At 68.2% G+C, this 24,728-nt stretch carries 20 protein-coding genes; 12 read left to right on the plus strand and 8 right to left on the minus strand.

Annotated elements, in window-relative coordinates:
• Positions 1-8 precede the first annotated feature (8 nt).
• The 5 genes from parE (at position 9) to LPB260_RS07800 (ending at position 6,522) form a co-directional block, all read left to right on the plus strand.
• Positions 9-1,907, plus strand: coding sequence for a DNA topoisomerase IV subunit B (gene parE, locus LPB260_RS07780; RefSeq protein ID WP_208708125.1), 1,899 nt, complete (start codon positions 9-11; stop codon positions 1,905-1,907).
• On the plus strand, positions 1,907-2,890 hold the full coding sequence (locus tag LPB260_RS07785) for an esterase-like activity of phytase family protein (RefSeq protein WP_208708126.1): 984 nt from the start codon (positions 1,907-1,909) through the stop codon (positions 2,888-2,890). The genes parE and LPB260_RS07785 overlap by 1 nt, the downstream gene beginning before the upstream one ends.
• A gap of 35 nt (positions 2,891-2,925) precedes the next feature.
• Positions 2,926-3,411, plus strand: coding sequence for a TIGR02281 family clan AA aspartic protease (locus tag LPB260_RS07790; protein ID WP_371926165.1), 486 nt, complete (start codon positions 2,926-2,928; stop codon positions 3,409-3,411).
• A 7-nt stretch (positions 3,412-3,418) separates the two neighbouring features.
• Entirely contained in the window at positions 3,419-5,677 is a 2,259-nt protein-coding gene (gene parC, locus LPB260_RS07795) for a DNA topoisomerase IV subunit A (RefSeq protein WP_208708128.1), read from the plus strand.
• A 137-nt stretch (positions 5,678-5,814) separates the two neighbouring features.
• On the plus strand, positions 5,815-6,522 hold the full coding sequence (locus LPB260_RS07800) for a membrane integrity-associated transporter subunit PqiC (RefSeq protein WP_208708129.1): 708 nt from the start codon (positions 5,815-5,817) through the stop codon (positions 6,520-6,522).
• Between the two features lie 99 nt (positions 6,523-6,621).
• Here the strand turns inward: LPB260_RS07800 and LPB260_RS07805 are convergent, their stop codons facing one another.
• Positions 6,622-8,100, minus strand: coding sequence for an AhpA/YtjB family protein (locus tag LPB260_RS07805; RefSeq protein WP_208708130.1), 1,479 nt, complete (start codon positions 8,098-8,100; stop codon positions 6,622-6,624).
• 175 nt (positions 8,101-8,275) lie between these two features.
• On the opposite strand from LPB260_RS07805, the gene serB reads away from it, so the two are divergent.
• On the plus strand, positions 8,276-9,490 hold the full coding sequence (serB, locus tag LPB260_RS07810) for a phosphoserine phosphatase SerB (RefSeq protein ID WP_208708131.1): 1,215 nt from the start codon (positions 8,276-8,278) through the stop codon (positions 9,488-9,490).
• 53 nt (positions 9,491-9,543) lie between these two features.
• On the opposite strand, the gene LPB260_RS07815 is transcribed toward serB, so the two are convergent.
• The 5 genes from LPB260_RS07815 to LPB260_RS07835 form a co-directional block, all read right to left on the minus strand.
• On the minus strand, positions 9,544-11,613 hold the full coding sequence (locus LPB260_RS07815) for an EAL domain-containing protein (RefSeq protein WP_208708132.1): 2,070 nt from the start codon (positions 11,611-11,613) through the stop codon (positions 9,544-9,546).
• Between the two features lie 62 nt (positions 11,614-11,675).
• Positions 11,676-13,490, minus strand: coding sequence for a molecular chaperone (locus LPB260_RS07820; protein WP_208708133.1), 1,815 nt, complete (start codon positions 13,488-13,490; stop codon positions 11,676-11,678).
• A 276-nt stretch (positions 13,491-13,766) separates the two neighbouring features.
• Positions 13,767-14,630: an archaetidylserine decarboxylase gene (gene asd / locus LPB260_RS07825; protein ID WP_208708134.1), complete on the minus strand. Its 864-nt coding sequence runs from the start codon at positions 14,628-14,630 to the stop codon at positions 13,767-13,769.
• Between the two features lie 35 nt (positions 14,631-14,665).
• Positions 14,666-15,481, minus strand: a complete 816-nt coding sequence (locus LPB260_RS07830) for a rhodanese-like domain-containing protein (RefSeq protein WP_208708135.1) — start codon at positions 15,479-15,481, stop codon at positions 14,666-14,668.
• Between the two features lie 44 nt (positions 15,482-15,525).
• Entirely contained in the window at positions 15,526-17,052 is a 1,527-nt protein-coding gene (locus LPB260_RS07835; protein ID WP_208708136.1) for an HDOD domain-containing protein, read from the minus strand.
• A gap of 116 nt (positions 17,053-17,168) precedes the next feature.
• Here LPB260_RS07835 and motA point away from each other — a divergent pair, with 116 nt between their 5' ends.
• Both motA and motB read left to right on the plus strand, forming a co-directional pair.
• Positions 17,169-18,020 (plus strand): flagellar motor stator protein MotA, encoded by an 852-nt coding sequence (gene motA / locus LPB260_RS07840; protein WP_208708137.1) that lies wholly within the window; start codon positions 17,169-17,171, stop codon positions 18,018-18,020.
• A gap of 6 nt (positions 18,021-18,026) precedes the next feature.
• On the plus strand, positions 18,027-19,037 hold the full coding sequence (gene motB, locus LPB260_RS07845; RefSeq protein WP_208708138.1) for a flagellar motor protein MotB: 1,011 nt from the start codon (positions 18,027-18,029) through the stop codon (positions 19,035-19,037).
• A 47-nt stretch (positions 19,038-19,084) separates the two neighbouring features.
• Here the strand turns inward: motB and rsgA are convergent, their stop codons facing one another.
• Positions 19,085-20,116: a small ribosomal subunit biogenesis GTPase RsgA gene (gene rsgA / locus LPB260_RS07850; protein ID WP_208708139.1), complete on the minus strand. Its 1,032-nt coding sequence runs from the start codon at positions 20,114-20,116 to the stop codon at positions 19,085-19,087.
• A gap of 132 nt (positions 20,117-20,248) precedes the next feature.
• On the opposite strand from rsgA, the gene LPB260_RS07855 reads away from it, so the two are divergent.
• Together LPB260_RS07855 and orn are read left to right on the plus strand one after the other, a co-directional pair.
• Positions 20,249-21,049, plus strand: coding sequence for a class I SAM-dependent methyltransferase (locus LPB260_RS07855; protein ID WP_208708140.1), 801 nt, complete (start codon positions 20,249-20,251; stop codon positions 21,047-21,049).
• Positions 21,050-21,085: 36 nt separating this feature from the next.
• Positions 21,086-21,628, plus strand: coding sequence for an oligoribonuclease (gene orn, locus LPB260_RS07860; RefSeq protein ID WP_208708141.1), 543 nt, complete (start codon positions 21,086-21,088; stop codon positions 21,626-21,628).
• Here orn and queG read toward each other — a convergent pair.
• A complete protein-coding gene (queG, locus tag LPB260_RS07865) occupies positions 21,625-22,710 on the minus strand; it encodes a tRNA epoxyqueuosine(34) reductase QueG (RefSeq protein ID WP_208708142.1) in 1,086 nt (361 codons plus the stop codon). The two genes, orn and queG, sit on opposite strands and share 4 nt — an antisense overlap.
• 59 nt (positions 22,711-22,769) lie before the next feature.
• Between queG and LPB260_RS07870 the strand changes: the two genes are divergently transcribed.
• Both LPB260_RS07870 and tsaE read left to right on the plus strand, forming a co-directional pair.
• Positions 22,770-24,260 (plus strand): NAD(P)H-hydrate dehydratase, encoded by a 1,491-nt coding sequence (locus LPB260_RS07870; protein ID WP_208708143.1) that lies wholly within the window; start codon positions 22,770-22,772, stop codon positions 24,258-24,260.
• Positions 24,257-24,724, plus strand: a complete 468-nt coding sequence (gene tsaE / locus LPB260_RS07875) for a tRNA (adenosine(37)-N6)-threonylcarbamoyltransferase complex ATPase subunit type 1 TsaE (protein ID WP_208708144.1) — start codon at positions 24,257-24,259, stop codon at positions 24,722-24,724. Before LPB260_RS07870 ends, tsaE begins: the two co-directional genes overlap by 4 nt.
• Positions 24,725-24,728: the final 4 nt, after the last annotated feature.

The following is a 24,728-nucleotide window of genomic DNA, read 5'->3' on the forward strand; positions in this document are numbered from 1 at the left end:
GAGACCCCATGGCCCAGCAGAACGCCTATAACGCAGACGCCATCGAAGTCCTTTCCGGCCTCGACCCGGTGCGCAAGCGCCCGGGCATGTACACCGACACCAGCCGGCCCAACCACCTGGCCCAGGAAGTGATCGACAACAGCGTCGACGAAGCCCTGGCCGGCCACGCCAAGTCGATCCAGGTGATCCTCCACGAGGACAACTCCCTGGAAGTGCTCGACGACGGGCGTGGCATGCCGGTGGACATCCACCCCGAGGAAGGGGTGCCGGGGGTCGAGCTGATCCTCACCAAGCTGCACGCCGGCGGCAAGTTCTCCAACAAGAACTACCAGTTTTCCGGCGGTCTGCACGGCGTCGGCATCTCGGTGGTCAACGCCCTGTCGACCCGGGTCGAGGTGCGCGTCAAGCGTGACGGCAGCGAATACCGCATGGCCTTCGCCGACGGCTTCAAGGCCAGCGATCTGGAGGTAATGGGCACGGTCGGCAAGCGCAACACTGGCACCAGCGTGCATTTCTGGCCGGACCCCAAGTACTTCGACTCGTACAAGTTCTCGGTCAGCCGCCTCAAGCACGTGCTCAAGGCCAAGGCCGTGCTCTGTCCGGGCCTGGCGGTCAGTTTCGAGGACAAGGCCAGCGGCGAGCGGGTCGAGTGGCTCTACGAGGACGGCCTGCGCTCCTACCTGGTGGATGCGGTCAGCGAGTACCCGCGCCTGCCCGAGGAACCGTTCTGCGGCAGCCTCAGTGGTAACAAGGAAGCGGTGGACTGGGCCTTGCTGTGGCTGCCGGAGGGCGGCGAGGGCGTGCAGGAGAGCTACGTCAACCTGATTCCCACCGCCCAGGGCGGCACCCACGTCAACGGCCTGCGCCAGGGCCTGCTGGACGCCATGCGCGAGTTCTGCGAGTTCCGCAATCTGCTGCCGCGCGGGGTCAAGCTGGCGCCCGAGGACATCTGGGAGCGCATCGCCTTCGTCCTGTCGATGAAGATGCAGGATGCCCAGTTCTCCGGGCAGACCAAGGAGCGCCTGTCCTCGCGCGAGGCCGCGGCCTTCGTCTCTGGTGTGGTCAAGGACGCCTTCAGCCTGTGGCTCAACGCCCACCCCGAGTTCGGCCAGCAGCTCGCCGAGCTGGCGATCAGCAACGCCAACCGGCGCCTCAAGGCCGGCAAGAAGGTCGAACGCAAGCGCATCACCCAGGGCCCGGCACTGCCCGGCAAGCTCGCCGACTGCGCCGGCCAGGAGCCGATGCGCGCGGAGCTGTTCCTGGTCGAGGGCGATTCGGCCGGAGGCAGCGCCAAGCAGGCGCGCGACAAGGAGTTCCAGGCGATCATGCCGCTGCGCGGCAAGATCCTGAATACCTGGGAGGTCGACGGCGGCGAGGTGCTGGCCAGCCAGGAGGTGCATGACATCGCCGTGGCCATCGGCATCGACCCGGGATCCAGCGACCTCTCCCAGCTGCGCTACGGCAAGATCTGCATTCTCGCCGACGCCGACTCCGACGGTCTGCACATCGCCACCCTGCTGTGCGCGCTGTTCGTCCGGCACTTCCGCCCCCTGGTGGATGCCGGCCACGTTTATGTGGCCATGCCGCCGCTGTATCGCATCGACCTGGGCAAGGAGGTGTTCTACGCCCTGGACGACGCCGAGCGCGACGGCATCCTCGACCGCCTGGTGGCCGAGAAGCGCCGCGGCAAGCCCCAGGTCACCCGCTTCAAGGGCCTCGGCGAGATGAACCCGCCGCAGCTGCGCGAGACCACCATGGACCCGAATACCCGGCGCCTGGTGCAACTGACCCTGGACGACTTCGAAGGCACCCGGGAGATCATGGACATGCTGCTGGCGAAGAAGCGCGCCGGCGACCGCAAGTCCTGGCTGGAGTCCAAGGGCAACCTGGCCGAGGTGCTGCTCTGATGCGTGGCCTGGCTGTCGCGCTGTTGCTGGTCTCGGCGGCGGCATCGGCGGATGCGCCGCCCCTCGAGGAGTTGAGCCTGCTCGGCGAGTACCCGGTCGAGGGCCTGGCCGGTGGCAACCTGTCCGGCCTGGCCCAGTGCGAGGACACGCTGTGGGCGGTGTCGGACCGCGAGGATGACCGGCTGTACCGCCTGCAGACCGGCGCCGAGGTCTGGCAGGCCGAGGCCGAGCCCTTCGCGGCCCCGCCGTCACCGCCCATGCCGCTGCCCTGGGGGCTGCGCATGAGCACCTGGGTCGCCGGCCAGGTGCGGGGCGGTGGCCTGGACTTCGAGGGACTGTCCTGCGATCGGCAGGGCAATCGCTACCTGGTCAGCGAGTCGCAGGCCGCCGTGTTGCGCCTTACGCCCCTGGGCGAGGCGCGCTGGCTGGCCCTGCCGGAAGCCGTGGTGCGCCAGGCGCGGGCCAGCGGCATGTTGCTGAAATTCAACGCGTTGCTGGAGGGCGTCGCCGTCGATCCGGCCGGTGAGCGCCTGTGGCTGGCCGCCGAGCGCAATCGTCGCGGTCTGCTGGTGCTGCACGGCAATGGCCTGTCCTGGCGCTGCAGCGGTGGCTGCGTGCTGATCAGCGAAGGCGGCCGCGAGCCGGCGCCGGCGCAACTGGGCGACGAGGCGCGGCCCCGGGACTTCTCCGGCCTGGCCTTCCATCAGGAGAAACTCTTCACCCTGGAACGCCAGGCCCATCGTATCTGCCGCCGCCAGCTGAGCGACGGCGCGGTCGAACGCTGCTGGTCCTTCGCCGCCGAGGCGCTCACCGACGCTCGCCGCTATCCGTCGAGCCAAGGCCAGGCCGAGGCCTTGTGGGTCGATGCCGAAGGCGCCTGGATCGGCCTGGACAATCAGGGCCAGGCCCGCGCCGATGGCGAGCAGCGGCCGATCGTCTGGCGCGTCGCCGCGCCGAAGCACGGCTGGGGCGGCCGCCGGTGAGCGCGCCAGCGCCGGGACGCCGGGCGGGGCGGGTGATGCTGGTGCTCGCCTGGCTCGCCGCGCTGCTGCTGGCCACGCGCTTCTTCGCCGATTGGGAGGAGTCCCAGCGCAACCCCAATCGTCAGCCCGAGTCGCTGCATGGCAGCGATTACGTGGAAGTACGCCTGGCCAGCAGTCGCCAGGGGCATTACCGCGCCACCGGGCAGATCAACGGCGAGCCGGTGACCTTCCTCCTCGACACCGGCGCCACCCAGGTGGCGGTGCCCGTGGAGGCGGCCCGGCGCCTGGGCCTGCGTGCCGGCGCGGCGATCACCATCAGCACCGCCAATGGCCGCGCCACGGCCCATCGCACGCAACTGGCCAGCCTGCGGCTGGGCGACATCGTGCTGCATGACGTCGAGGCGCTGATCGCCCCCGGCATGGATGGCGAGGAAGTGCTGCTGGGCATGAGCGCCCTCAAACAACTCGAATTCACCCAGCGCGACGGCACCCTGATGCTGCGCCAATCAACCTTGCGATGAGACTTTCATGAGCGAATCCCTCGATCTGAGCCTGGATGGCGTTGAGCGCCGCTCGCTTGCCGACTTCACCGAGCAGGCCTATCTCAACTACTCGATGTACGTGATCATGGATCGCGCCCTGCCGCATATCGGCGATGGCCTCAAGCCCGTGCAGCGGCGCATCGTCTATGCCATGAGCGAGCTGGGCCTGGACGCCGACGCCAAGCACAAGAAGTCGGCGCGCACCGTCGGCGACGTGCTCGGCAAGTTCCACCCCCATGGCGACTCGGCCTGCTACGAGGCCATGGTGCTGATGGCCCAGCCGTTCAGCTATCGCTACACCCTGGTCGACGGCCAGGGCAACTGGGGCGCGCCGGACGATCCCAAGTCCTTCGCCGCCATGCGCTACACCGAGGCGCGCCTGTCGCGCTACTCCGAGGTGCTGCTGACCGAACTGGGCCAGGGCACGGTGGACTGGGTGCCGAACTTCGACGGTACCCTCAACGAGCCGGCGACCCTGCCGGCGCGCCTGCCCAACCTGTTGCTCAACGGCACCACCGGCATCGCCGTGGGCATGGCCACCGACGTGCCGCCGCACAACCTGCGCGAGGTCGCCGCCGCCTGCGTGCGCCTGCTCGATCAGCCGGACGCCACGGTCGAGCAGCTCTGCGAGCACGTGCTGGGCCCGGACTTCCCCACCGAGGCCGAGGTGATCACCCCGCGCAGCGATCTGTTGAAGATCTACGAGACCGGCCGCGGTTCGGTGCGCATGCGCGCGGTGTATCGCATCGAGGACGGCGACATCGTGGTCACCGCGCTGCCGCATCAGGTCTCCGGGGCCAAGGTGCTGGAGCAGATCGCCGGGCAGATGCAGGCCAAGAAGCTGCCGATGGTCGCCGACCTGCGCGACGAGTCGGACCACGAGCACCCCTGCCGCATCGTCATCATCCCGCGCTCCAACCGGGTCGATGCCGACGAGCTGATGACCCACCTGTTCGCCACCACAGACCTGGAGTCCAGCTACCGGGTCAACACCAACGTCATCGGCCTGGACGGCAAGCCCCAGGTGAAGAACCTGCGCCAGCTGCTGCGCGAGTGGCTGGAGTACCGGGTGAACACCGTGCGCCGGCGCCTGCAGTTCCGCCTGGACAAGGTGGAGAAGCGCCTGCACCTGTTGGAGGGCCTGCTGGTGGCCTTCCTCAATCTCGACGAGGTGATCCACATCATCCGTACCGAGGACCAACCCAAGCCGGTGCTGATGGCCCGTTTCGGCCTGACCGAGGTGCAGGCCGACTACATCCTCGACACCCGCCTGCGTCAGCTGGCGCGCCTGGAAGAGATGAAGATCCGCGGCGAGCAGGACGAGCTGGCCAAGGAGCGCGCCAAGCTGCTGGCCCTGCTCGGCAGTGAGGTCAAGCTGAAGAAGCTGGTGCGCGACGAGATCATCAAGGACGCCGAGACCTATGGCGACGCGCGGCGCTCGCCGATCGTCGAGCGCGCCGAGGCCCGCGCCCTGTCGGAAACCGAGTTGCTGCCGACCGAGCCGATCACCGTGGTGATGTCCGAGAAGGGCTGGGTGCGCTGCGCCAAGGGCCACGACATCGATGCCACCGGCCTGTCCTACAAGGCCGGCGACGGCTTCAAGGCGGCCGCGCCGGGGCGCTCCAACCAGTTCGCGGTGTTTATCGACTCCACCGGCCGCAGCTACTCGCTGGCGGCGCACTCGTTGCCGTCGGCGCGCGGTCAGGGCGAGCCGCTGACCGGGCGCCTGGCGCCGCCGCCGGGGGCGAGTTTCGAGTGCGTGCTGCTGCCGGACGACAATGCGCTCTACGTGATCGCCTCCGACGCCGGCTACGGTTTCGTGGTCAAGGGCGAGGACCTGCAGGCCAAGAACAAGGCCGGCAAGGCCCTGCTCAGCCTGCCGGCGGGGGCCAAGGTGATCGCGCCCAAGCCCCTGGCCAATCGCGAGGAGGACTGGCTGGCGGCGGTGACCACCGAGGGCCGCCTGTTGCTGTTCAAGGTCGCCGACCTGCCGCAGCTGGGCAAGGGCAAGGGCAACAAGATCATCGGCATTCCCGGCGAGCGGGTCGCCAGTCGCGAGGAATACCTCAGCGACCTGGCGGTGCTGCCGGCCGGTAGCACCCTGGTGCTGCAGGCGGGCAAGCGCACCCTGTCGCTCAAGGCCGATGACCTGGAGCACTACAAGGGCGAGCGCGGGCGCCGCGGCAACAAGCTGCCGCGCGGTTTCCAGCGGGTCGATGGGCTGCTGGTGGAACAGGCCGGATGAGCCGAAGCGGCGCACGAGGCTGGAGTCGTGCGCCGCTTTGGCGGATGATGGTGGGCCGCGGGATGCATCAGGACGGCTGAATGCATTCGCCAACCCAGGTTTGACTGCCGGCAGTGCCTGCCGGCCGGATGAGAGCAATGACTGTAGTGCGCCTTCCCTTGATCCTGCTGCTGACCGGCCTGCTCGGCCTGGTCGGCTGCACGGCCTACCAACCGGTTCCGCTGTATCAGCTCGACGGCGGCAATGCCCCGCTGCCCACCGACAAGGGTGGGGTGGCGGTGCTGCTGGGGCCGGTGTCGATTGCCGATTACCTGCAGCGCGAGGCCCTGCTGCAACGCCAGCCCGATGGCAGCCTGACCGCGGCCCGTGACGGGCGCTGGGCCGGCAGCCTGGCGGCGGACATCGATCGCCAGCTGCTGCGCCAACTGGCGGCGCGGCTGAACAGCCAGCGCCTGGTGATGGCGCCGGCGACGCCCGGCTTCAGCCCCCAGGTCCAGGTGCTGCTGGCCATCAGCCGCCTCGACTCCGGCCCGCAGCGTCCCGCCGTGCTGGAGGCCCACTGGCGCCTGCTGAGCGGCGAGGGGAAGTTGCTCGACGGCCGGCTGGTGCGCCTGGAAGAGACCCATGAGGGCTCCATCGCCGACCAGGTGCGGGCCCAGAGCCTGGTGATGCGCCAACTGGTCGAGCAGGTGGCGCTGGCGGTGCAGGAGTACGGCGATCTGCCGCCGGAGGTGGCCAAGGAGCCGCGCAAGAAGGCCCCGGTCACGCCGGCGGCGAAGCCGGCCAAGCCGAAGATTCCGGTGGCCGAACCGCTCAGGAACGAGGGCGAGGTGTTTCGCTTCTGACGTCAGGGCCAGTCGGGCCGGTGGCTCGAGCACAAAAAAGCCCCGCGCTTGGCGCGGGGCTTTTTTGTGGCTGCTGTTTACTGGACGCCGCCCTGGGGGTCAGTGGCTCTCGTGCATGCGCGCCAGTTGCCGCTCCAGCAGTGACGGGTAAGGCTCCAGCAGCCGCTCCACACAACTGGCGCCGTCCGGGCTGGCGATGGCGCGTATGCGGCTGCGCTGGCGAACCAGCGGGTCTTCGGCGATGCGCCGCTCCAGCAGCAGCAGATTGCGGCTGTGCTGGGACAGGGCCAGGGCGTCCTGGGCGGTTTCGCTGAGCAGCAGGTCGCCCTGGCTGAGGTCGACCAATTCGCTGCCCTGGGTCAGGCCCAGTTGCAGTTGCAGGGTGATGCCGCTGTCGGCGACCTCGATCTGCAGGGCATGGCCGAGTGCGCGCATCAGCTCGCCACAGCAGATGGCGTGGGTCAGGTAGTCGTCGCCGCTGTCCCGGCTGTGGAACAGCATCAGGCTGCTGCCATCGCTGAGGGTGTGCAGTTCGCCCTGGTAGAGCTCGGCCGCCTGGTTCAGGCAGTCGCGGTAACGCTGCAGCAGATCGAGCAGGCGCGCCCGTGGCAGGCGCCGCAGTTGCTCCTGGGCGCCCAGCTGGATGGCCAGCACGGCGCTGGGCTGCGGCGCCGCAGGCGGTGCCGGCGGCTGTTGCGCGGGGACATCGCGCAGATCGGCGAAGGGGTCGAGGTGCTCGTCATCGTCGGCGTCGAGCTCGTCGACGCGCTCGTTGCGCAGGTTGGGTACGGCGAAGCCGGGCTCGTCGTCGAGCCTGTCGTCCAGGTACTGCTCGTCGTCCTCGAACCCCTGGTCTTCATCGTCGAGCCCCTCCACCTCCGGCTTCTCCGGCACCAGGCGGGCCTGCAGCTGGCGCGCCAGGTCGCCGATCTCGTCCTGGCGACCGGCGCCGGGCGCCGGGTCGTCCGGGTCGCGCAGCCAGACCCGCAGTTGCAGCAGCGGCGTGGAGATATGCCGGCCCAGGCGCAGGCTCAGGCTGAGGGTCAGCGCCAGCAGGATCAGGCTGAGGATGCCCATGCTCTGCAGGCTGATGGTCATCGGCTGCTGGAACTGGCGCATGTCGAGGCTGATGCGCAGCTGGCCGGCGATGACCTCCTGGAAGGTGATGGGGGTCGAGTACAGGCCCTCGGTTTCGCCGAGCATGTTCTTGCTGGGGCGGGCGCCGGCTTCGGCGAGGATGCGATTGTCCACGCTGTAGATCGCGGCGTGGGCCACCAGTGGGTTCTTCACCAGGTTGTTCAGCAGCACGTTGAGGCTGAGGATGTCGTTGGACACCAGCAGCTCGGTGGCCGAGGCGGCGGTCTGGGTGATCAGGCTGGTGCCCAGGGCCTCGGCCTGCTGCTGCATGGCCTGCTTGAACTGCATGCCGATGACCCAGGCATAGATCACCAGCGCCAGGGCCACCAGCAGCAGGCTGTGGCTGGCGATGCGCAGGGCCAGCGGCACCCGGCGTTGGCGCAGGGCCTGAAACAGCAGGAGGAAGAAGTTGTCGGGCTTTACGGGGGCGGGCCGGTTCACAGAGCTCGGCTCTCGTCGACTGGAGTTGCCGCGCAGTATAGCGACCGCCCTGCAGCGGGCAAAGCGTCGCGCATGCCCGTACGGCTGCGAAAATGGTTAGAATGTGCGGCTTTTCTCCGGCCTGCTCAGCGTTTGGCTGGTGGTCCATTTTTCAACCGAGCCCTGGGGGTGCGCCGTGCGCGAAATCGTCCTGATCAATATCACTGGCGAGGACCGCCCCGGTCTCACCGCCGCCATCACCGGCGTGCTGGCCCAGGGCGGGGTGAATATCCTCGACATCGGCCAGGCGGTGATCCATGACACCCTGTCGTTCGGCATCCTGGTCGAGATCCCGGATACCGAACAGGCCTCCTCGGTACTCAAGGATGTGCTGTTCACCGCCTACAAGCTGGACCAGCAGGTGCGCTTCACCCCGGTCTCGGAGGCGGACTACCAACAGTGGGTGGGCGGTCAGGGCAAGGCCCGGCACATCGTCACCCTGCTGACCCGCAAGGTCACCGCCGAGCAGCTGCAGCGGGTCAGCGCGATCACCGCCCGCTACGGCCTGAATATCGACCATATCGACCGCCTGTCCGGGCGCATGCCGCTGGACACCCCGGCCGAGCAGAGCAAGGGCTGCATCGAGTTCTCCGTGCGCGGCGAGCCGGCCGATCCGGCTGCGCTGCGTGCCGAGTTCCTCAGTGTCGCTCAGGAGCTGAATGTCGACATCGCCTTCCAGCGCGACTCGCTGTTTCGCCGCAACCGCCGCCTGGCGGTGTTCGACATGGACTCCACGCTGATCGAGGCGGAAGTGATCGACGAGCTGGCCAAGGCCGCCGGGGTCGGCGAGCAGGTGGCGGCGATCACCGAGCGGGCCATGCGCGGCGAGCTGGACTTCGCCGCCAGCTTCAGGGAGCGCATGGCGCTGCTCAAGGGCCTGCCGGAAACCGTGCTGGCCGATATCGGCGCCTCGCTGCGGCTGACCGAGGGGGCGGAGACGCTGTTCGCCGAGCTGCGCCGGCTGGGCTACAAGACCGCCATCCTCTCGGGCGGCTTCAGCTATTTCGCCAAGCAGCTGCAAGCCAAGCTGGGCATCGACTATGTGTTCGCCAACGAACTGCAGATCGTCGATGGCCGGGTCACCGGCGTGGCGGTCGAGCCGATCGTCGATGCCCAGCGCAAGGCCGACCTGTTGCGCCAGCTGGCGGACCAGGAAGGCCTGCGCCTGGAGCAGACCATCGCCGTGGGCGATGGCGCCAACGACCTGCCGATGCTGGCGATAGCCGGGCTGGGCGTGGCGTTTCGCGCCAAGCCTCTGGTCAAGCAGTCGGCCAAGCAGGCCATCTCCACCCTGGGGCTGGACGGCATCCTCTATCTGCTGGGGTTCCGCGACCGCGACGGACTGGCCTGAAATCGACATGAAAAAGCCGCCCACGGGCGGCTTTTTCATTTCGGCGGGCGGTGTCACTCGTCGTCGGAGGAGAAGTCGTAGTTCATCGACTGGCTCGGCGCCTGCAGGTAGTAGCCCTGGATGTAGTTGACCCCGGCCTGCCACAGCGTGGCCAGGACGCTGGCGCTCTCGACGAAGGGCACTATGGTCAGCTTGGCCTGGGCATGCAGGCTGGCCAGCAGGGTCTTCAGGGCTTCCTGGCTGTCCGCCGTGTTGAGGTCCTGGGAGTAGGAGCCGTCGATCTTGATGAAGTCCAGCTGCAGGTGCTTGAGCGTGTTGAACGGGTTCAGGGCGCAGCCGAACTGGCTCAGGGCCACCTTGCAATGCAGCTCGCGCAGGCCATGGGTCAGGGCCTTGGCCTGTTTCAGGTAGGCGATGGCGTCCGGCTCGTTGAGCTGGAAGACCAGCGAGTCCGAAGGCAGGCGCGCGGCCTTCAGGGCGACGCTGAGCCAGGGCAGCAGGGTCTGGTCCTGCAGGCTGGCGCTCGACAGGTGAACGAACAGGCGGGTGTTGTGACCCTTGCTGCGGTGGTCGGCGAGCAGCTTGATCGAATTGAGGATCACCCAGCGGTCGATCTTCTCGCCGAGGCCGGCCTCCTTGGCGGCGTTGAGGAAGTCCGGTGGCGGCACCTCCTGTCCTTGGGGGTTGAGCATGCGCAGGAGCACTTCGTAGTGCTCGTGACTGTCGCCGCGCAGGCTGATGATCGGCTGGAACAGCAGGCGGAAGCTGTTGTTCTCAAGCGCCTGCTGGACCATCGCCACGATGCTGCCGCGGTTGGCGGCGGCGGCCAGCTCGGCGGACGGGTCGAACAGTTTCAGGGCGTTGCCTTCGCTCAGTTCGTCGGCGCAGCGTTGCGCGCGGTTGACCACGTCCTGGGCTTTGGTGGTCTTCTCGCTGAGGCCGGCGACGCCGATCGACAGGGTCGTCTGGGCGGTGCGGCCACTGATGTCGAACAGATGGCTTTCGACTTTCTTCAGCACGGCCGTCAGGCCTTCCCGCGACTGTTCCGGGGTCAGGCCGGGTTGCAGCACGGTGAATACGTCGTCGCCGAAGCGGGCCAGTTGCGCCTCGCCGGCGAAGTGCGCGCGCAGCAGGTTGGCCAGGTCGGTCAGCAGCAGGTCGATGCCGGCCAGGCCGACTTCGGCGAGCAGGCTGGCGTACTGGTCGACGCGGATGTAGGCCAGGCTGGCCGGCTGGCCGATGTTCACCGCGCGCTCGGCGGCAGCGTCCATCAGTTCCAGGAAGTAATTGCGGTTGTACAGGCCGGTGACCAGATCCTGGCTGCTGATTTCCCGCAGCTTTTCCTCCAGTTCGGCGTTGCCGACCTCGCCGCGAATCACCACCTGGATGCACGGCTCGCCGTCATAGCTGGCCGCCGAGAAGCTCATCCGTACCTTGAAGCTGTCGCCGCTGGCCTTGACCCCGGTGCAGCCCAGTTCGGCGTTGCCTTCGGCGCCCTGGTAGCCCTTAAGAAAGTCCTTGAAACCTGCCTGGTCGGCGGCGGCGATCAGGTCGATCATCGGCATGCCCTCCAGCTCCTCGGCGTCCTCGTAGCCGAACAGCTCGAGATAGGAACGGTTGGCATAGATGTGCATGCCGTCGTGGACGTAGGCGATGGCGTCGACCGAGCTCTCGAGCAGCAGTTGGCAGCGCTTCTCCGCTTCGCGCAGGGCCACTTCGGCGGCCCGTCGCGCACGGCGTTCCTCTAGGTTGGCCAGCTCGCGCTGGGCCACCAGGATCAGGCGCTCGTCCTCGCCTTGCGGCAGGGCGTCCTGGGCGCCCAGGGTCAGGGCCTCGGTGATGCTGTCGGAGTCGTTGCCGTCGAGCAGCTGGATGACCGGAATGTCCTTGGCCTGGCGGCGGATGGCGTTGATCGCCTCGCCGGGGGCGAGGTGCTCGCTGCTGGGCGCGGCGATCAGCAGGTCCCAGCTCTGCTGTAGGGCGTCGGCCAGGTCCTCGCTCGAACTCAGGCGGTGCACCCGGGTCGCGCGGCCGGCGTTGCGGAACAGGCTGACGAGGCGCTCGGCCTCATTCTGCGAGTCTTCCAGGATCAGCAGTCGAATAGTCTTTTTTTCGATGGCCATGGTGGGGTCAGGTCTGCGCCGAACGGGCGCGAAAAGGCGACAAAAGGTAGAGAACCGGCAATCTACAGCGACTTCCAGAGCGAGTCAAAGTCTTCCTCCCCGCCTGCGCCGCGGCTTCCCGAGGGTGTGACGGGCTTCCCTGCGGGGGTGTCCGGCTGGTCGAGGCTGCGGTACTCGAACTGACTGAAACTGCCGGTGCTGGTCTGCCGGCGACTGAGCACGGCACGGCGTTCCGTGCCATTGAGGTTGATCATGACCTTGTTGCCTTCCTGAAAAGGCAGCCTGGGCGTGACCAGTGTCGCTGGACGGGAGATGGCACTGATTGCCGGCAGCAGCAAGGCCCGCAGGTACTGGCTGCTCTGGTCGGCCTTGCGCACCAGTTGCAGGCCGCAGGCCTGGGCGTGGGGGGCGATCAGCTCGATGCCCATCTGGGTGCCGCCGCCGCGGACCTGGCGTATCCAGCGCACCACCGCGACGCTCCAGCCCTGTTCGGGGTTGTCCTGCACGCCGAGCAGTTCGCCGGCCTGCAGCTGGCTGGGCACCTCCTTCGGCCAGGACAGGCAGTAGCCGCCTGGGCTGTGGTTGATGATGGGCAGCGCGTAGCTCGGGTAGCTCTCCTTGCTCTCGGCGGCCTGCGGCTGGCCGCCCTGGGCCGTTGGCGATGGGGGCTTGCTGTACTCGATCTCCTCGAACGGCAGGCCCTGCTCCCAGTTGGTCGTTTGCTGGGCGTCGAACGCCTTGGCCCAGACATCGGGAGCACCGCTGCGTGGCTTGAACTCGACCGAATTGCTGACGGGTAGTTGCAGCGTCTTGCTGAAGGCGCGCTGGCTGGACAGGAAGAAATGCAGTGCACTCATGCCGATGCACAGGGTCAGCGAGCCCTGCCCGGGGGTGCGCTGAAAGGTGCGCTCGGCGATGTCCCCCCAGGCCGCGCTGAGATGTTGCAGCATGTCCTGGCTGAGCCCCTCGGGAACCAGCAGGCGCGCGCTGGCGCGGTCTTCGGCTGGCAGCAGCAGGTATTCCTTGATCGCATCGACCAGCGGGCCTGGATCGATGCCGAGGGCATGGTGCAGTTCGCTGGGCTGGAACAGCGAGCTGTAGCGTGGCGGACCGTCCTGTTGCGGCGACACGGCGAACAGGCTGGAGGGGGCGTCGCCCGCCTGCAGGCGCACCAGGGCGCTCCAGGGTTCGAGGACCTCTGCCAGGCGCGCGATGCTGTTCTGGCGCATCTGGTTGCAGCGAGCAGAGCCGAGCATCAGGGCCACCAGGTAGTTCTGCTCGATGCTCAATCCCTGGGTGTGGGTGCCCAGGGGGTCGCGGATCGCCACTTGATGCAGGTTACGTTGCCGGGCGATCTGGTAGAGCTGGTGCAGTTCAAGCCAGAGACCTTCCGGCACCGGGCAATACAGCTGGCTGGTGCGGATCAACGGGGCGCACAGGCTGTGGATCGCGCGCTGCAGGGCGAGGGTCAGGGCTTGGATCTGCTCGCGGCTGGTCTGGGTGGCGAGGCGGACGATGATCAGCTTGTAGCCGACCGCCAGGTGGTTCTGCAGCGCTTGGCACAGGTTGGCGACTTTGCGCGGGCGCTCGTCGAGCACGATGGCCTGGCTGAGGAAGTGCCGCTCCAGGTGCTTGCAGACGAAGTACACCTCGGGACGCAGCAGCTCGAGCAGTTGCAGGCGCATGTCGGAGGGGGTCTGCAGCTGGTTGAGCTCGACCAGGGCCTGATAGAGCTGACGGGCCGTTTCGCCGATGTTGGCCTTGGGCAGGCCGGCAATCCAGTGTTTGAGGTCGCGCGGGTGCGCTTGGCAGAACGACAGGCTCTGCTTGTCCGGTGTGGGGACGCGGAGCAGCAGGTGAGGACTCTGTCTATCCATCTAAATCGGAGACTCCAACGCCAGCGGCCGAGGCGGGTCGATCTAATAATAATGTTGCAGACTCTAGCAGCATCCGCGCGGGGGTGCAGCCATCGCTAGAACCCTTCGTTCACGCTGTGACCGAATGCAGGCCCGCACGCGGGGGAGTGTGAGGGGGCGGCAGTTGGACCGCTGGGCGCCGCCGGCGTTCGGCGCGAGGGGTGAATCACCAAGATTGCTTGCGTTTTGCCGCCAGGGCCAGGGCTGCGCCTGGCCCTGGCGGCAAATGGGTGAGTCTCAGGCCTGGCGGCTGCTGCCGAGTCTTTGGCCCATCCGCACCTGGCTGTCGGCGCCGAGCTGTTCGGCCCACTGCACCTGGTCCGGGCCGAACAGGACGATGGCGGTGGAGCCCAGCTTGAAACGGCCCAGTTCCGCGCCCTTGTCCAGGCTGATAGGTGCGCGCGCCGCCTCGTCATAGCGCACGCTCTTGAGGCTGCGCTTGGGCGGGGTCACCAAGCCGGCCCAGACCGTCTCGATCGAGGCGACGATCATCGCCCCGACCAGCACCACGGCCATCGGCCCGCGCTCGGTGTCGAACAGGCAGACCACCCGCTCGTTGCGGGCAAACAGCTCGGGGACATTCTGCGCCGTGGTCTGGTTGACCGAGAACAGCCGCCCCGGCACGTAGACCATTTCCCGCAACGTGCCGGCCAGGGGCATGTGCACCCGGTGGTAGTCCTTCGGCGACAGGTAGATGGTGGCGAATGCGCCGCCCATGAACGGCGCGGCGCGCTCGGCATCGCCGCCGAGCAGCTCGACCGCGCTGAAGCTGTGGCCCTTGGCCTGGAAGATCCGCCCGTGCTCGATCGGCCCCAACTGGCTGACCGCACCGTCGGCCGGGCAGAGCACCGCGTCCGGGCTGTCGTCCAGCGGGCGGGCGCCATCCTTCAGCGCCCGGGTGAAAAAGGCGTTGAAGTGTTCGAAGGCGCTCGGCTGCTCGCACTGGGCTTCGCTCATGTCGACCTGGTAGCGCTTGATGAACCAGTCGATCAGGCGGTTCTTGAACCAGGGCGCGCGGCACTCTGCGGCATGGCCGATCAGGCGTGACAGCAGGTGGTGGGGCAGCAGGTACTGGCTGAGGATAAATAGACGCTGTTTCATCGGGTTTCCTTAAGGGCCGGCCGAGGCGCGGCGATTCAACGTTCGACCGGGGTGTCCGGGTGGTTGCCCCACTCGCCCCAGGAACCCGCATAGGCCTTGACGCGCGGGTAGCCGAGGGCCTTGGCCACCAGGTAGGTGAGGCCGGAGCGGTGATGGGTCTGGCAGTGGGTGATCACTTCCTTGTCCGGGGTGATGCCCAGGTCGGCGAGCAGCTCGGGCAGGTCCTGGCGCAGGCGCAGGGCTCGGGCCTGATCCATGCAGGCGGTCCACTCCAGGTTTGCCGCGCCGGGAATGTGCCCGGCCTTGGCTGCCAGGGCCTTCTCGCCGCGGTACTCGGCCGGGGAGCGGGCGTCCCAGATCGCCAGGTCATTGGCCCCCAGGCGGCTCTGCAGGTACTCGCGCGTGGCGCTGGGCGCCGTGCTGAAGCTCAGCGACGCTGCGGCGGACAGTGGGGCTGGCTGATCGCCGCTTAGCGGGCGCTCCTCGGCCAGCCAGGCCACCAGGCCGCCGTCAAGGTAGTGGTAGCGGCCGTGGCCGATCACATCCAGCAGCCAGATAAAGCGACCGGCCCAGCCGCCACCCTCGTCGTCGTACACCACGTAGACGGCGTCCGGGTTGTGTCCCAGTTCGCCGAATAGCTGTTGCAGCTGTGCCTGTTCCGGCAGCAGGCCGGGTGCCGGCGGCTGACCCAGCTGGGTGCGTTTCGGGTCGACGAAGCGGGCGCCGGGAATGTGTCCGGCGGCATAGCGCGGTGCGCTGGTCAGATCGACCAGGATCAGCTCGGGGGCGCTCAGGCGGCTGGCCAGATCGGCCGGCTGGATAACCAACGGCAACTCGGCGAAGGCAGTCATGCTGGACCTCTTAGTCGGAGAAGGGGCGAATTGTAGCGGAAAGCCTAGGGCGCGCGTCTGGCAAAGCTGTTCAGGGCCCGCTCGATGCACTGGGCCGTCTTGCCGAAGGCCTGCAGCTGGGTGTCGCTGAAGGCGCCGCCGTTGCGGTCGACGACCAGCAGCAGGGCCACCCGGCCGTTGCAGGCCAGCGAGCGGAGCAGCAGGTGCTCACTGGGAAACAGTGCCTTGAGCGCGCCGGGTAGCAGGGCGGAGAACTGGGCGATATTGCTGGGGCTCAGGCGCAACTGCCCCGGCTCCTTCAGCAGGCGGCGCAGCACCTGGCTGTGCTGGGGGTCGAGCGCCAGTCCGCTGCCTGGCTGCTCCAGGCCGGCGTGCTGCAGTGCGCGCAGGCGGCTGTGGCTGCGGTCGGCCAGCAGCAGCAGCACGCGCGCCAGGCCGCAGGCCTGCAGGGCCTGGCTGGCGCCGCTGGCGAGCTGCTCGAGGTTGTTGAAGGCGCTGGGCTGGGCGAGCAGCTGCGTGCACAGGCGTCGCCATTCATCGACTGCCGTGGCTTTCGCCGGTGCCGGTGCCGGCGCCTCTGGCACGGCGCTGCGCAGGTGGCGGGCGGTGGGCGGCCACAGCAGCGCCTCGGCCGGGTGCCAGAGGCCGCTGGCGGCATGCAGGCGCGCACTCTGGGCGGCCTGCTGGTGAATCTGCTGCTGCACTTCGACCAGCGGAAGCTGCAGGTAGAGTCCGCTCAGGCGCTGCCAGCGCAGGCTGTGCGGGCTGCTCCAGGCCTGGTGGGCCGATAGCGCCAGGCCGTTGGCCAGCACTATGGTGTTGGCCGGCTGGGTCAGCCAGCGGCGCAGCTGGGGATCGGCATCGAGCATCTGCTGCTGGTGCAGCGGGTGCTCGTTATCGCGGGCGATATGCAGCGCCTTGATCAGCAGGCGGCGATCCTGGGTCAGCAGGCGATAGCCCTGCACGATCCACTCCGGCAGGCGCCAGCGTTCGGCCAGGGCCAGGCAGAGCTCGAGCAGGGGCACGCCGAGCAGCTCCTGCTCGACCCGGCTGGCCGGCTCGCCCTTGACCAGGACGCGCTGCTCCCAGGTTTCGAACAGCTCCGGCCGCGCGGCAAGCAGGGTCCAGATCGGCGCGAGAAACAGCAGGCTGCCCCAGTGGATTTCCTGCCAGAGCCGGGCCAGGCGCCCGGCGAACAGGCCGTTGGCCTGCTGGCTGGCATGCTGGCTGACCAGCTGGATCTGCCGCAGTGCCGGGGGAACCTCCTCGGCCGGCAGGGTCGGCTGGCGCTGCACCAGTTCCTCGGTGCGCTGCAGGCCCAGGCGACCGATGGCGCTTTCCAGGCTCTCCGCCGGCTCGCCGAGGCCGCCGCTATGGCGATTGGCCTCGCGCAGTACGCGCAGTGACAGCGCCGGGCTGGCTTGCATCAGCTCGGCGATGTCGCGCAGCGAGCAGCGACTGTCCGCCAGGGCGCGACATACCCGCTGGTGACTGTCGGCAGGCACCGGTATAGGTTGTTTGTCCAGCTGTTTGAGCCAGGCGTCGAGACTGCGGGGTAGGGGCGTCGGCATGGGGGAGCCAAACTGGCTTTTGCACTTAACAGGCTATAGTCTCGCGCATTCCTTCCGATAAATAGAAGGGTTGATTCAACAAACCCCAACTCCTGGTTCCTGCAAGTTTTCTCTATATGGCAAAAATCATCGGCATCATCGTCGTGCTCGCCAGCGTGATCGGCGGCTTTATTCTTTCCGGCGGCAAGTTCATGGCCCTGGTGCACCCCTTCGAGGTGATGATCATCGGCGGTGCGGCCCTGGGCGCCTTCCTCCAGGCCAACCCAGGCAGCACCTTCATGCACGTCTTCAAGAAGTCGCTGAAGATGTTCAGTTCGCGCTTCACCCATACCTTCTACCTGGAGGTGCTGAAGCTGCTCTACGAGATCCTCAACAAGAGCCGGCGCGAGGGCATGATGGCCATCGAGGCCGACCTCGAGGAGCCGGCCGCCAGCCCGATCTTCAGCAAGTACCCGGCGATCCTCAAGGATGAGCGGATGACCGCCTACATCTGCGACTACCTGCGCATCATGTCGTCCGGCAACATGGCGCCCCATGAGCTGGAGGGCCTGTTCGACATGGAGATGGCCAGCCTCAAGGAGGAACTCGAGCATCCCGCCCATGCCGTGGCCAAGGTCGCCGACGGCATGCCGGCGATGGGGATCGTGGCGGCGGTGCTGGGTATCGTGATCACCATGTCGATCCTCGCCGAAGCCGATAACGCGCAGATCGGCGAGAAGGTCGGCACGGCCCTGGTCGGCACCTTCCTCGGCATCCTCGCGTCCTATGGCTTCTTCGGTCCCTTGTCCAATGCCCTGGAGCACGACGCCAAGGAAGAACTCAACGTCTACGAATCGATCAAGGCCGCTCTGGTGGCCTCGGCGTCCGGCATGCCGCCGACGCTGGCCGTCGAGTTCGCGCGCAAGACGCTGTTCCCGGCGCACCGGCCGAGCTTCACCGAGCTGGAACAGGCGATGCGCGGAAACTGATGAGTCATGGAAAATAATCAGCCGATCATCGTCAAACGGGTCAAGAAGACCGCCGGCGGCCACCATGGCGGCGCCTGGAAGATCGCCTTCGCCGACTTCGCCACGGCGATGATGGCGTTCTTCCTGGTGATGTGGCTGATGTCCTCGGCCTCGCCGGAGCAGAAGAAGCTGATCTCCGGCTATTTCAAGGACCCGATCGGTTTCAGCGAGAGCGCCAGCCCCTATGTGATCGATCTCGGTGGCTCGCCCACGCCGTCACCGGACCGCACCCTGAACCCGGAGATCCAGGAACCGGCCGACAGCGAGCGGGTCGATGGCGAGGCGGTCGAGGTCGACCCGGAGCAGGCCGAATCCATGGCCGAAGAGCTGGAGCGCGAGCGTCTGAAGCTGCTGCTACAGGAGCTGCAGAACAGGGTCGAGGAGAATCCGCAGTTGCAGCGCTTCAAGGACCAGATCCTGTTCGAGATCACCCAGGACGGCCTGCGCATCCAGATCGTCGATGCCGAGAACCGGCCGATGTTCGACCTCGGCAGTGCGCGCCTGCAGCCCTATTTCGAAGACATCCTGCTGGCCATGGTCGACACCATCAAGGCGGTGCCGAATAAGATCAGCATCAGCGGCCACACCGATGCCAAGCCCTTCGCCGGGGCTGGCGACTTCGGCAACTGGGAGCTGTCCGCCAATCGCGCCAACGCCGCCCGGCGCGTGCTGGTGGCCGGCGGCTACGACGAGGAACAGCTGGCGCGCGTGGTCGGCTACGCCTCGTCGGCCCTGTTCGATCGAAAGAACCCGCTGAACCCGGTGAACCGGCGCATCGACATCACCGTGCTGACCAAGAAGGCGCAGCGGGCCATCGAGGGCGAGCCGCAGGGCGGCGAGGCGGCGCCGGCGAGCGATGGTGGCTCGGCCGCGTCGTCGCCGGACGAGCCATTGCCGCCGGCCTCGGCGGAGGAGCTGCGCAAGCGCTTGAATATCTTCGAGGACGGGGTGCTGCGGCTCGACCAGCCTGGTCAGTGAGCGGCACCTGCCGGGTCAAGGCCGCGGGTGATCGCGGCCTTGTCGTTTCAGTAGTCCGCTTCCGGCAGGCTGGCGAGGATGTGCCGGTAGCTGGCCATGCGCTGCGGGTGGATGCGCCCGTCCTCCAGGGCCTTGAGCAGGGCGCAGCCGGGCTCGCGGTCGTGCTTGCAGTCGCGGAAGCGACAGTGGCCGAGCAGCTCGTGGAACTCGATGAAGCCCGCCTCGACGTCGTCGCGACTGACGTGCACCAGGCCGAATTCGCGAATGCCGGGGGAGTCGACCAGCTCGCCGCCGCCGGGGAAGTGGAACAGCCGCGCGGTGGTGGTGGTGTGGGTGCCCTTGCCGGTCAGCTCCGACAGCGCACCGACCCGGGTGTCCACGCCCGGTAGCAGGCTGTTGACCAGCGACGACTTGCCCACCCCGGATTGTCCGACGAAGACGCTGACGTGGTCGTCCAGCTGCTGCTTGAGCTTCTCCATGCCGTCGCCCTGGTGGGCCGAGACCTCCAGCAGCGGGTAGCCGAGCTGGCGATAGACCGCGAGCAGGGCTTCGAGCGCCGGGCCGTTCTGCGTGTCGATCAGGTCGGCCTTGTTCAGCAGCAGCAGCGGACGGATGCCGGCATGCTCGGCGGCCACCAGGTAGCGGTCGATCAGGTTGGCGTGGGGCTCGGGCAGCGGCGCGAAGACGATGACGATCAGGTCGACGTTGGCCGCCACCGGCTTCAGCTGGCCGCGGCTGTCCGGGCGGCACAGTTCGCTGTCGCGTGGCAGCTGCGCGACGATCACGCCGATGCCCTGGTTGCCGGCGCGCCACACCACGCGGTCGCCGGTGACCAGGGTCGGCAGGTTGGCGCGCAGGTGGCAGCGGAACACCTGGCCGCGCTGTTCGCCGTCCTGGGCCTCGACCTCGACCTGCACGCCGAAGTGGGCGATCACCAGGCCCACCTGTTCCGGGCCGAGGTCGCCGCCTTCCAAAATCTGCACGGCTTGTGACTCGCGCTTGGCGGCGCGGGCGGCACGCTCGCCCTGGATCTTGTCGATGCGCCAGCTTTGCCGGCGGTTGAGTTGGCGTTTGGCCATGGGGGTCTCGAGGGTTGAGTCGCGGGGAAAACCGGCCGCGAGTTTAGCACGCGCGGGCGGCCGACTCGCTTGCTGCAGCCGGCCGAGGCGCTCGGTACACTGCGGGGCATCTTGGGACGGCTGGACGAGCGCATGGGCGCGAGTGTGATCGGAAACAATCCGGCGTTGCGCGCCTTGCTGGCGCAGCTGCTGGCGACCCTGCTGGTCGGCGGCGGGATCTATCTGGCGGCGCAACTGTCCGACTGGCGCGCGCCCTGGCTGCTGGCCGGATTGCTCCAGGGGCTGCTGGCCGCCAGCCTGGGCAGCTGGCTGGGCCTGGCACGCTGGTGGTGGTGGCTGAACCTGCTGTTCGTCCCCGCAGTGCTGCTCAGCAGTGGCGCGTCGCTACCGTCCTGGGTGTTCTTCCTCGCCTTCCTGCTGGTGCTGCTGCTCAACTGGAACAGCCTGGTCGAGCGCGTGCCGTTGTACCTGAGCGGTGCGCGCTGCCAGGAGCAGCTGGTGGCGCTGCTTGCCACGCGCCCGGCGGACTTTCGTTTCGTCGACCTCGGCTGCGGCCCGGCCGGCACCCTGCTGCACCTGGCCCGGCGCTTTCCCGCTGCGCAATTCGTTGGCGTCGAGACCGCGCCCCTGACCTTTGCCATCGCCTGGCTGCGTTGCCTGCCCCAGCGCAACTGCCGGGTGCGCTACGCCAGCCTCTGGCGCACCGACCTGTCGCGCTTCGAGGTGGTCTACTGCTTCCTCTCGCCAGCGCCCATGGCGGCTCTCTGGGATAAGGCCCGGGCACAGATGAAAGCGGACGCCTGGCTGATCAGCAACAGCTTCGAGGTGCCCGGGGTGGCGGCGGACCGCTCGATCGAACTGCACGACTGGCGTGAGTCGCGCCTGCTGCTGTGGCGCATGGGCGGTGAGCCGGGCGCATCGTCAGGCGAATAATTCGCTAAACTGGCGATCCAAGCCGAGGAGCGCAACATGCAGAACCCACAGAACCTGATCTGGATCGACCTGGAAATGACCGGTCTGGATCCGGAGAAAGACCTCATCATCGAGATGGCCACCATCGTTACCGACAGCGAACTCAACGTGTTGGCCGAGGGGCCGGTGATCGCGGTGCACCAGAGTGATGAGGCGCTCGCCGGCATGGACGAGTGGAACACCCGCACCCATGGCGAGAGTGGCCTGACTCAGCGCGTGCGCGACAGCAAGGTCGGCCCGGCCGAGGCCGAGGCGCAGACCCTGGCCTTCCTCGAGCAGTGGGTGCCCAAGGGCAGCTCGCCGATCTGCGGCAACAGCATCGCTCAGGACCGGCGCTTCCTCTACCGCTACATGCCGGAGCTGGAAGCCTATTTCCACTACCGCTACCTGGATGTCACTACCCTGAAGATCCTCGCCGATCGCTGGGCCCCGCAGCTCAAGGCCGGGTTCCAGAAGAAGGCCAGCCATCAGGCGCTGGACGACATCCGCGAGTCGATCGCCGAGCTCAAGTATTACCGCGAGCACTTCCTCAAGGCCTAAGCGCCTTTTACCGGTGCGCCGCGCTCGGCGTGCCGGGCCAGCGCCCATTCGATATGCTCGCGCACCAGCGCCGAGGGATGCTCGCGGCGCGCCTCCAGCGCCTCGAGCACCGGGATGCTCGAGGGCGCGTTGCCCAGGCCGACCGCCAGGTTGCGCAGCCAGCGCTCATAGCCGGCGCGGCGCAGTGGCGAGCCTTCGGTGCGGCTGAGGAATTCTTCCTCGCTCCAGCGGAACAGTTCGGCCAGCCCGGCGTTGTCCAGGCCGTGGCGGGGCTGGAAGTCGCCCTGCCCGGTGGGGCGGGCGAAGCGATTCCACGGGCAGACCATCTGGCAGTCGTCGCAGCCGAACACGCGGTTGCCGATCGGCGCGCGCAGATCAAGGGGGATAGGCCCCTTCAGCTCGATGGTCAGGTAGGAGATGCAGCGCCGCGCATCCAGCTGGTAGGGACTGACGAAGGCGTCGGTCGGGCAGATGTCCAGGCAAGCCGTGCAGCGCCCGCAGTGCTCGCTGGCGTGGGGCGCATCGACCGGCAGGGGAATGTCGACGAACAGCTCGCCGAGGAAGAAGTAGCTGCCGGCCTTGCGATTGAGCACCAGGGTGTTCTTGCCGATCCAGCCCAGGCCCGCCTGCTCGGCGATAGCCTTCTCCAGCACCGGGGCGCTGTCGACGAAGGCGCGGTAGCCGAACGGGCCGATCGCCTGCTGGATGCGCTCGGCCAGCTGCTGCAGGCGCTTGCGGATCAGCTTGTGGTAGTCGCGGCCCAGGGCGTAGCGCGATACGTAGGCTGTTTCCGGCTGGCCCAGGCGCTCGGCCATGCGGGTGTCGCCGGGCAGGTAGTCCATGCGCAGCGACACCACCCGCAGGGTGCCAGGCACCAGCTGCTCGGGGTGCGAGCGCTTGCTGCCGTGGGCGGCCATATAGTCCATCTCGCCCTGGTAGCCGGCGTCCAGCCAGCGCTGCAGGTGCGCCTCGTGCTCGCCCAGTTCCAGGCCGGCGATACCGACCTGCTGGAAACCCAGCTCGCGGCCCCAGTCCTTGATCGACTGGGCGAGGGTGGCGAGATCGGCGCTGGAGACGGACATGCTGGGCGGGAAACCTGAGTGGAGGTGGGTATAATTCTGCCAGACATCGGAGCCGACGCATGCCGCATTCGCCAGACAATCTTCCCCTTGCCCTTTACAGCGCAGCCCAGGTGCGCGCGCTCGACGCCCGGCTGATCGCCGCCGGCACCTCCGGCTTCGAGCTGATGAGTCGCGCCGCCCATGGCCTGTGGCGGGCCCTGCGCCGTCGCTGGCCGGACGTCGGGGCGGTCACCGTGTTGGCCGGGCGCGGCAACAACGCCGGCGATGGCTATCTGCTCGCCGCCCTGGCCCAGCATGCCGGCTGGCGCGTGCGGGTGCTGGCGCTCGGCGATCCGGGGCAACTGCAGGGCGACGCGGCGCGCGCGCGCGACGAGGCGCAGGGCGCCGGCGTAACGGTGCAGGCCTGGAGCGAGTGCGCGGCGCTGGAGGGGGTGGTGGTCGATGCGCTGCTCGGCACCGGTCTGCGCGGCGCGGTACGCGAGCCCTACGCCCAGGCCATTCGCCAGCTCAATGCCAGTGGCGCGCCGGTTTTGGCGGTGGATATCCCCTCGGGGCTGTGCGCCGACAGCGGCCAGGTGCTGGGCGTGGCGGTGCGCGCCCAGCTGACGGTGACCCTGATCGGCCTGAAGATCGGCCTGTTCACCGGGGCGGCGCTGGACTGGGTCGGCGAGCTGGCCTATGACGACCTGCAGGCCGACCCGCAGCTGGTCGCGAGCCAGGCCAGGGTCGCCCAGCGCCTGGCCCCGGGCAATCTGCCGCGCTTGCCGGCGCGGCCGCGCACGGTGCACAAGGGCCTGCTCGGCCATGTGCTGGTGGTGGGCGGTGAGCGTGGTTATGCCGGGGCGGCCCTGCTGGCGGCGCAGAGCGCCTTGCGCGGCGGCGCCGGGATGGTGTCCCTGGCCAGCCGTGGCGATCACCTGGCGGCGGCGCAGGCGCGTCTGCCCGAGGTGATGAGTGCGGCGGTGGCCTCGGCCAACCAGTTGCTGGCGCTCGGCTCGGCCGCCAGCGTCTGGGTGGTCGGCCCGGGGCTGGGCCAGGGCGCCTGGGGCCGCAGCCTGCTGTCGGCCGCCGCCGCCGCGACGGCGCCCCAGGTGTGGGATGCCGATGCGCTCAACCTGCTGGCCAGCGGCGCGGTCGGCCTGCCGAGCGGCTGCGTGATCACCCCGCATCCCGGCGAGGCGGCGCGCCTGCTCGGCGTCAGCACCGCCGAGGTGCAGGCCGACCGCCCCGCGGCCGCGCTGCAGCTGGCGCGACGTTACCGGGCGGTGTGCGTCTTGAAGGGCGCTGGCACCCTGGTCGCCGACCCGGACGGCAGCCTGCTGCTGTGCGATCGCGGCCATCCGGCGATGGCCGGGGCCGGCCTGGGCGATGTGCTCGCCGGGCTGATCGGCGCCCTGTTGGGGCAGGGGCTGGCGCCGCTGGCGGCGGCCAGCCTGGCGGTCTGGCTGCATGCGCGGGCCGGCGAAATGCTGGCCGATAAGGGGTGTGGGTTGGCGGCGAGCGATTTGTGCGACGCCATTCGTCAGTTGATGCAGGAGCAGTGCGCGTGACCGAAATACAACGCTACGCCGCCGATGAACCGGCCATGTACGCCCTGGGGGCGGCCATCGCCCAGGCCAGCAAGGGGGTGGGTGTGATCTACCTGCACGGCGACCTGGGTGCCGGCAAGACCACCCTGGCGCGCGGCATCATCCGCGGCCTGGGCCATGTCGGCGCGGTGAAAAGCCCGACCTTCACCCTGGTCGAACCCTATGAAATCGATGGGGCGCGGGCCTATCACTTCGACCTGTATCGCCTGGTCGATCCGGAAGAACTGGAGTTTCTCGGCATCCGCGACTACTTCGCCGGGGATGCTTTGTGTCTGGTGGAGTGGCCGCAGCGTGGTGCGGGCATTTTGCCAAAGGCCGACCTGGACATTACCATTAGCCCGCAAGCGGCCGGCCGTTCGCTGCGCCTGCAGGCGCACAGCGCGCGCGGCGAAGCCTGGTGTGCCGCCCTGGCCATCGGAGCATGATTAG

The sequence above is a fragment of the Pseudomonas sp. LPB0260 genome, assembly GCF_013388395.1.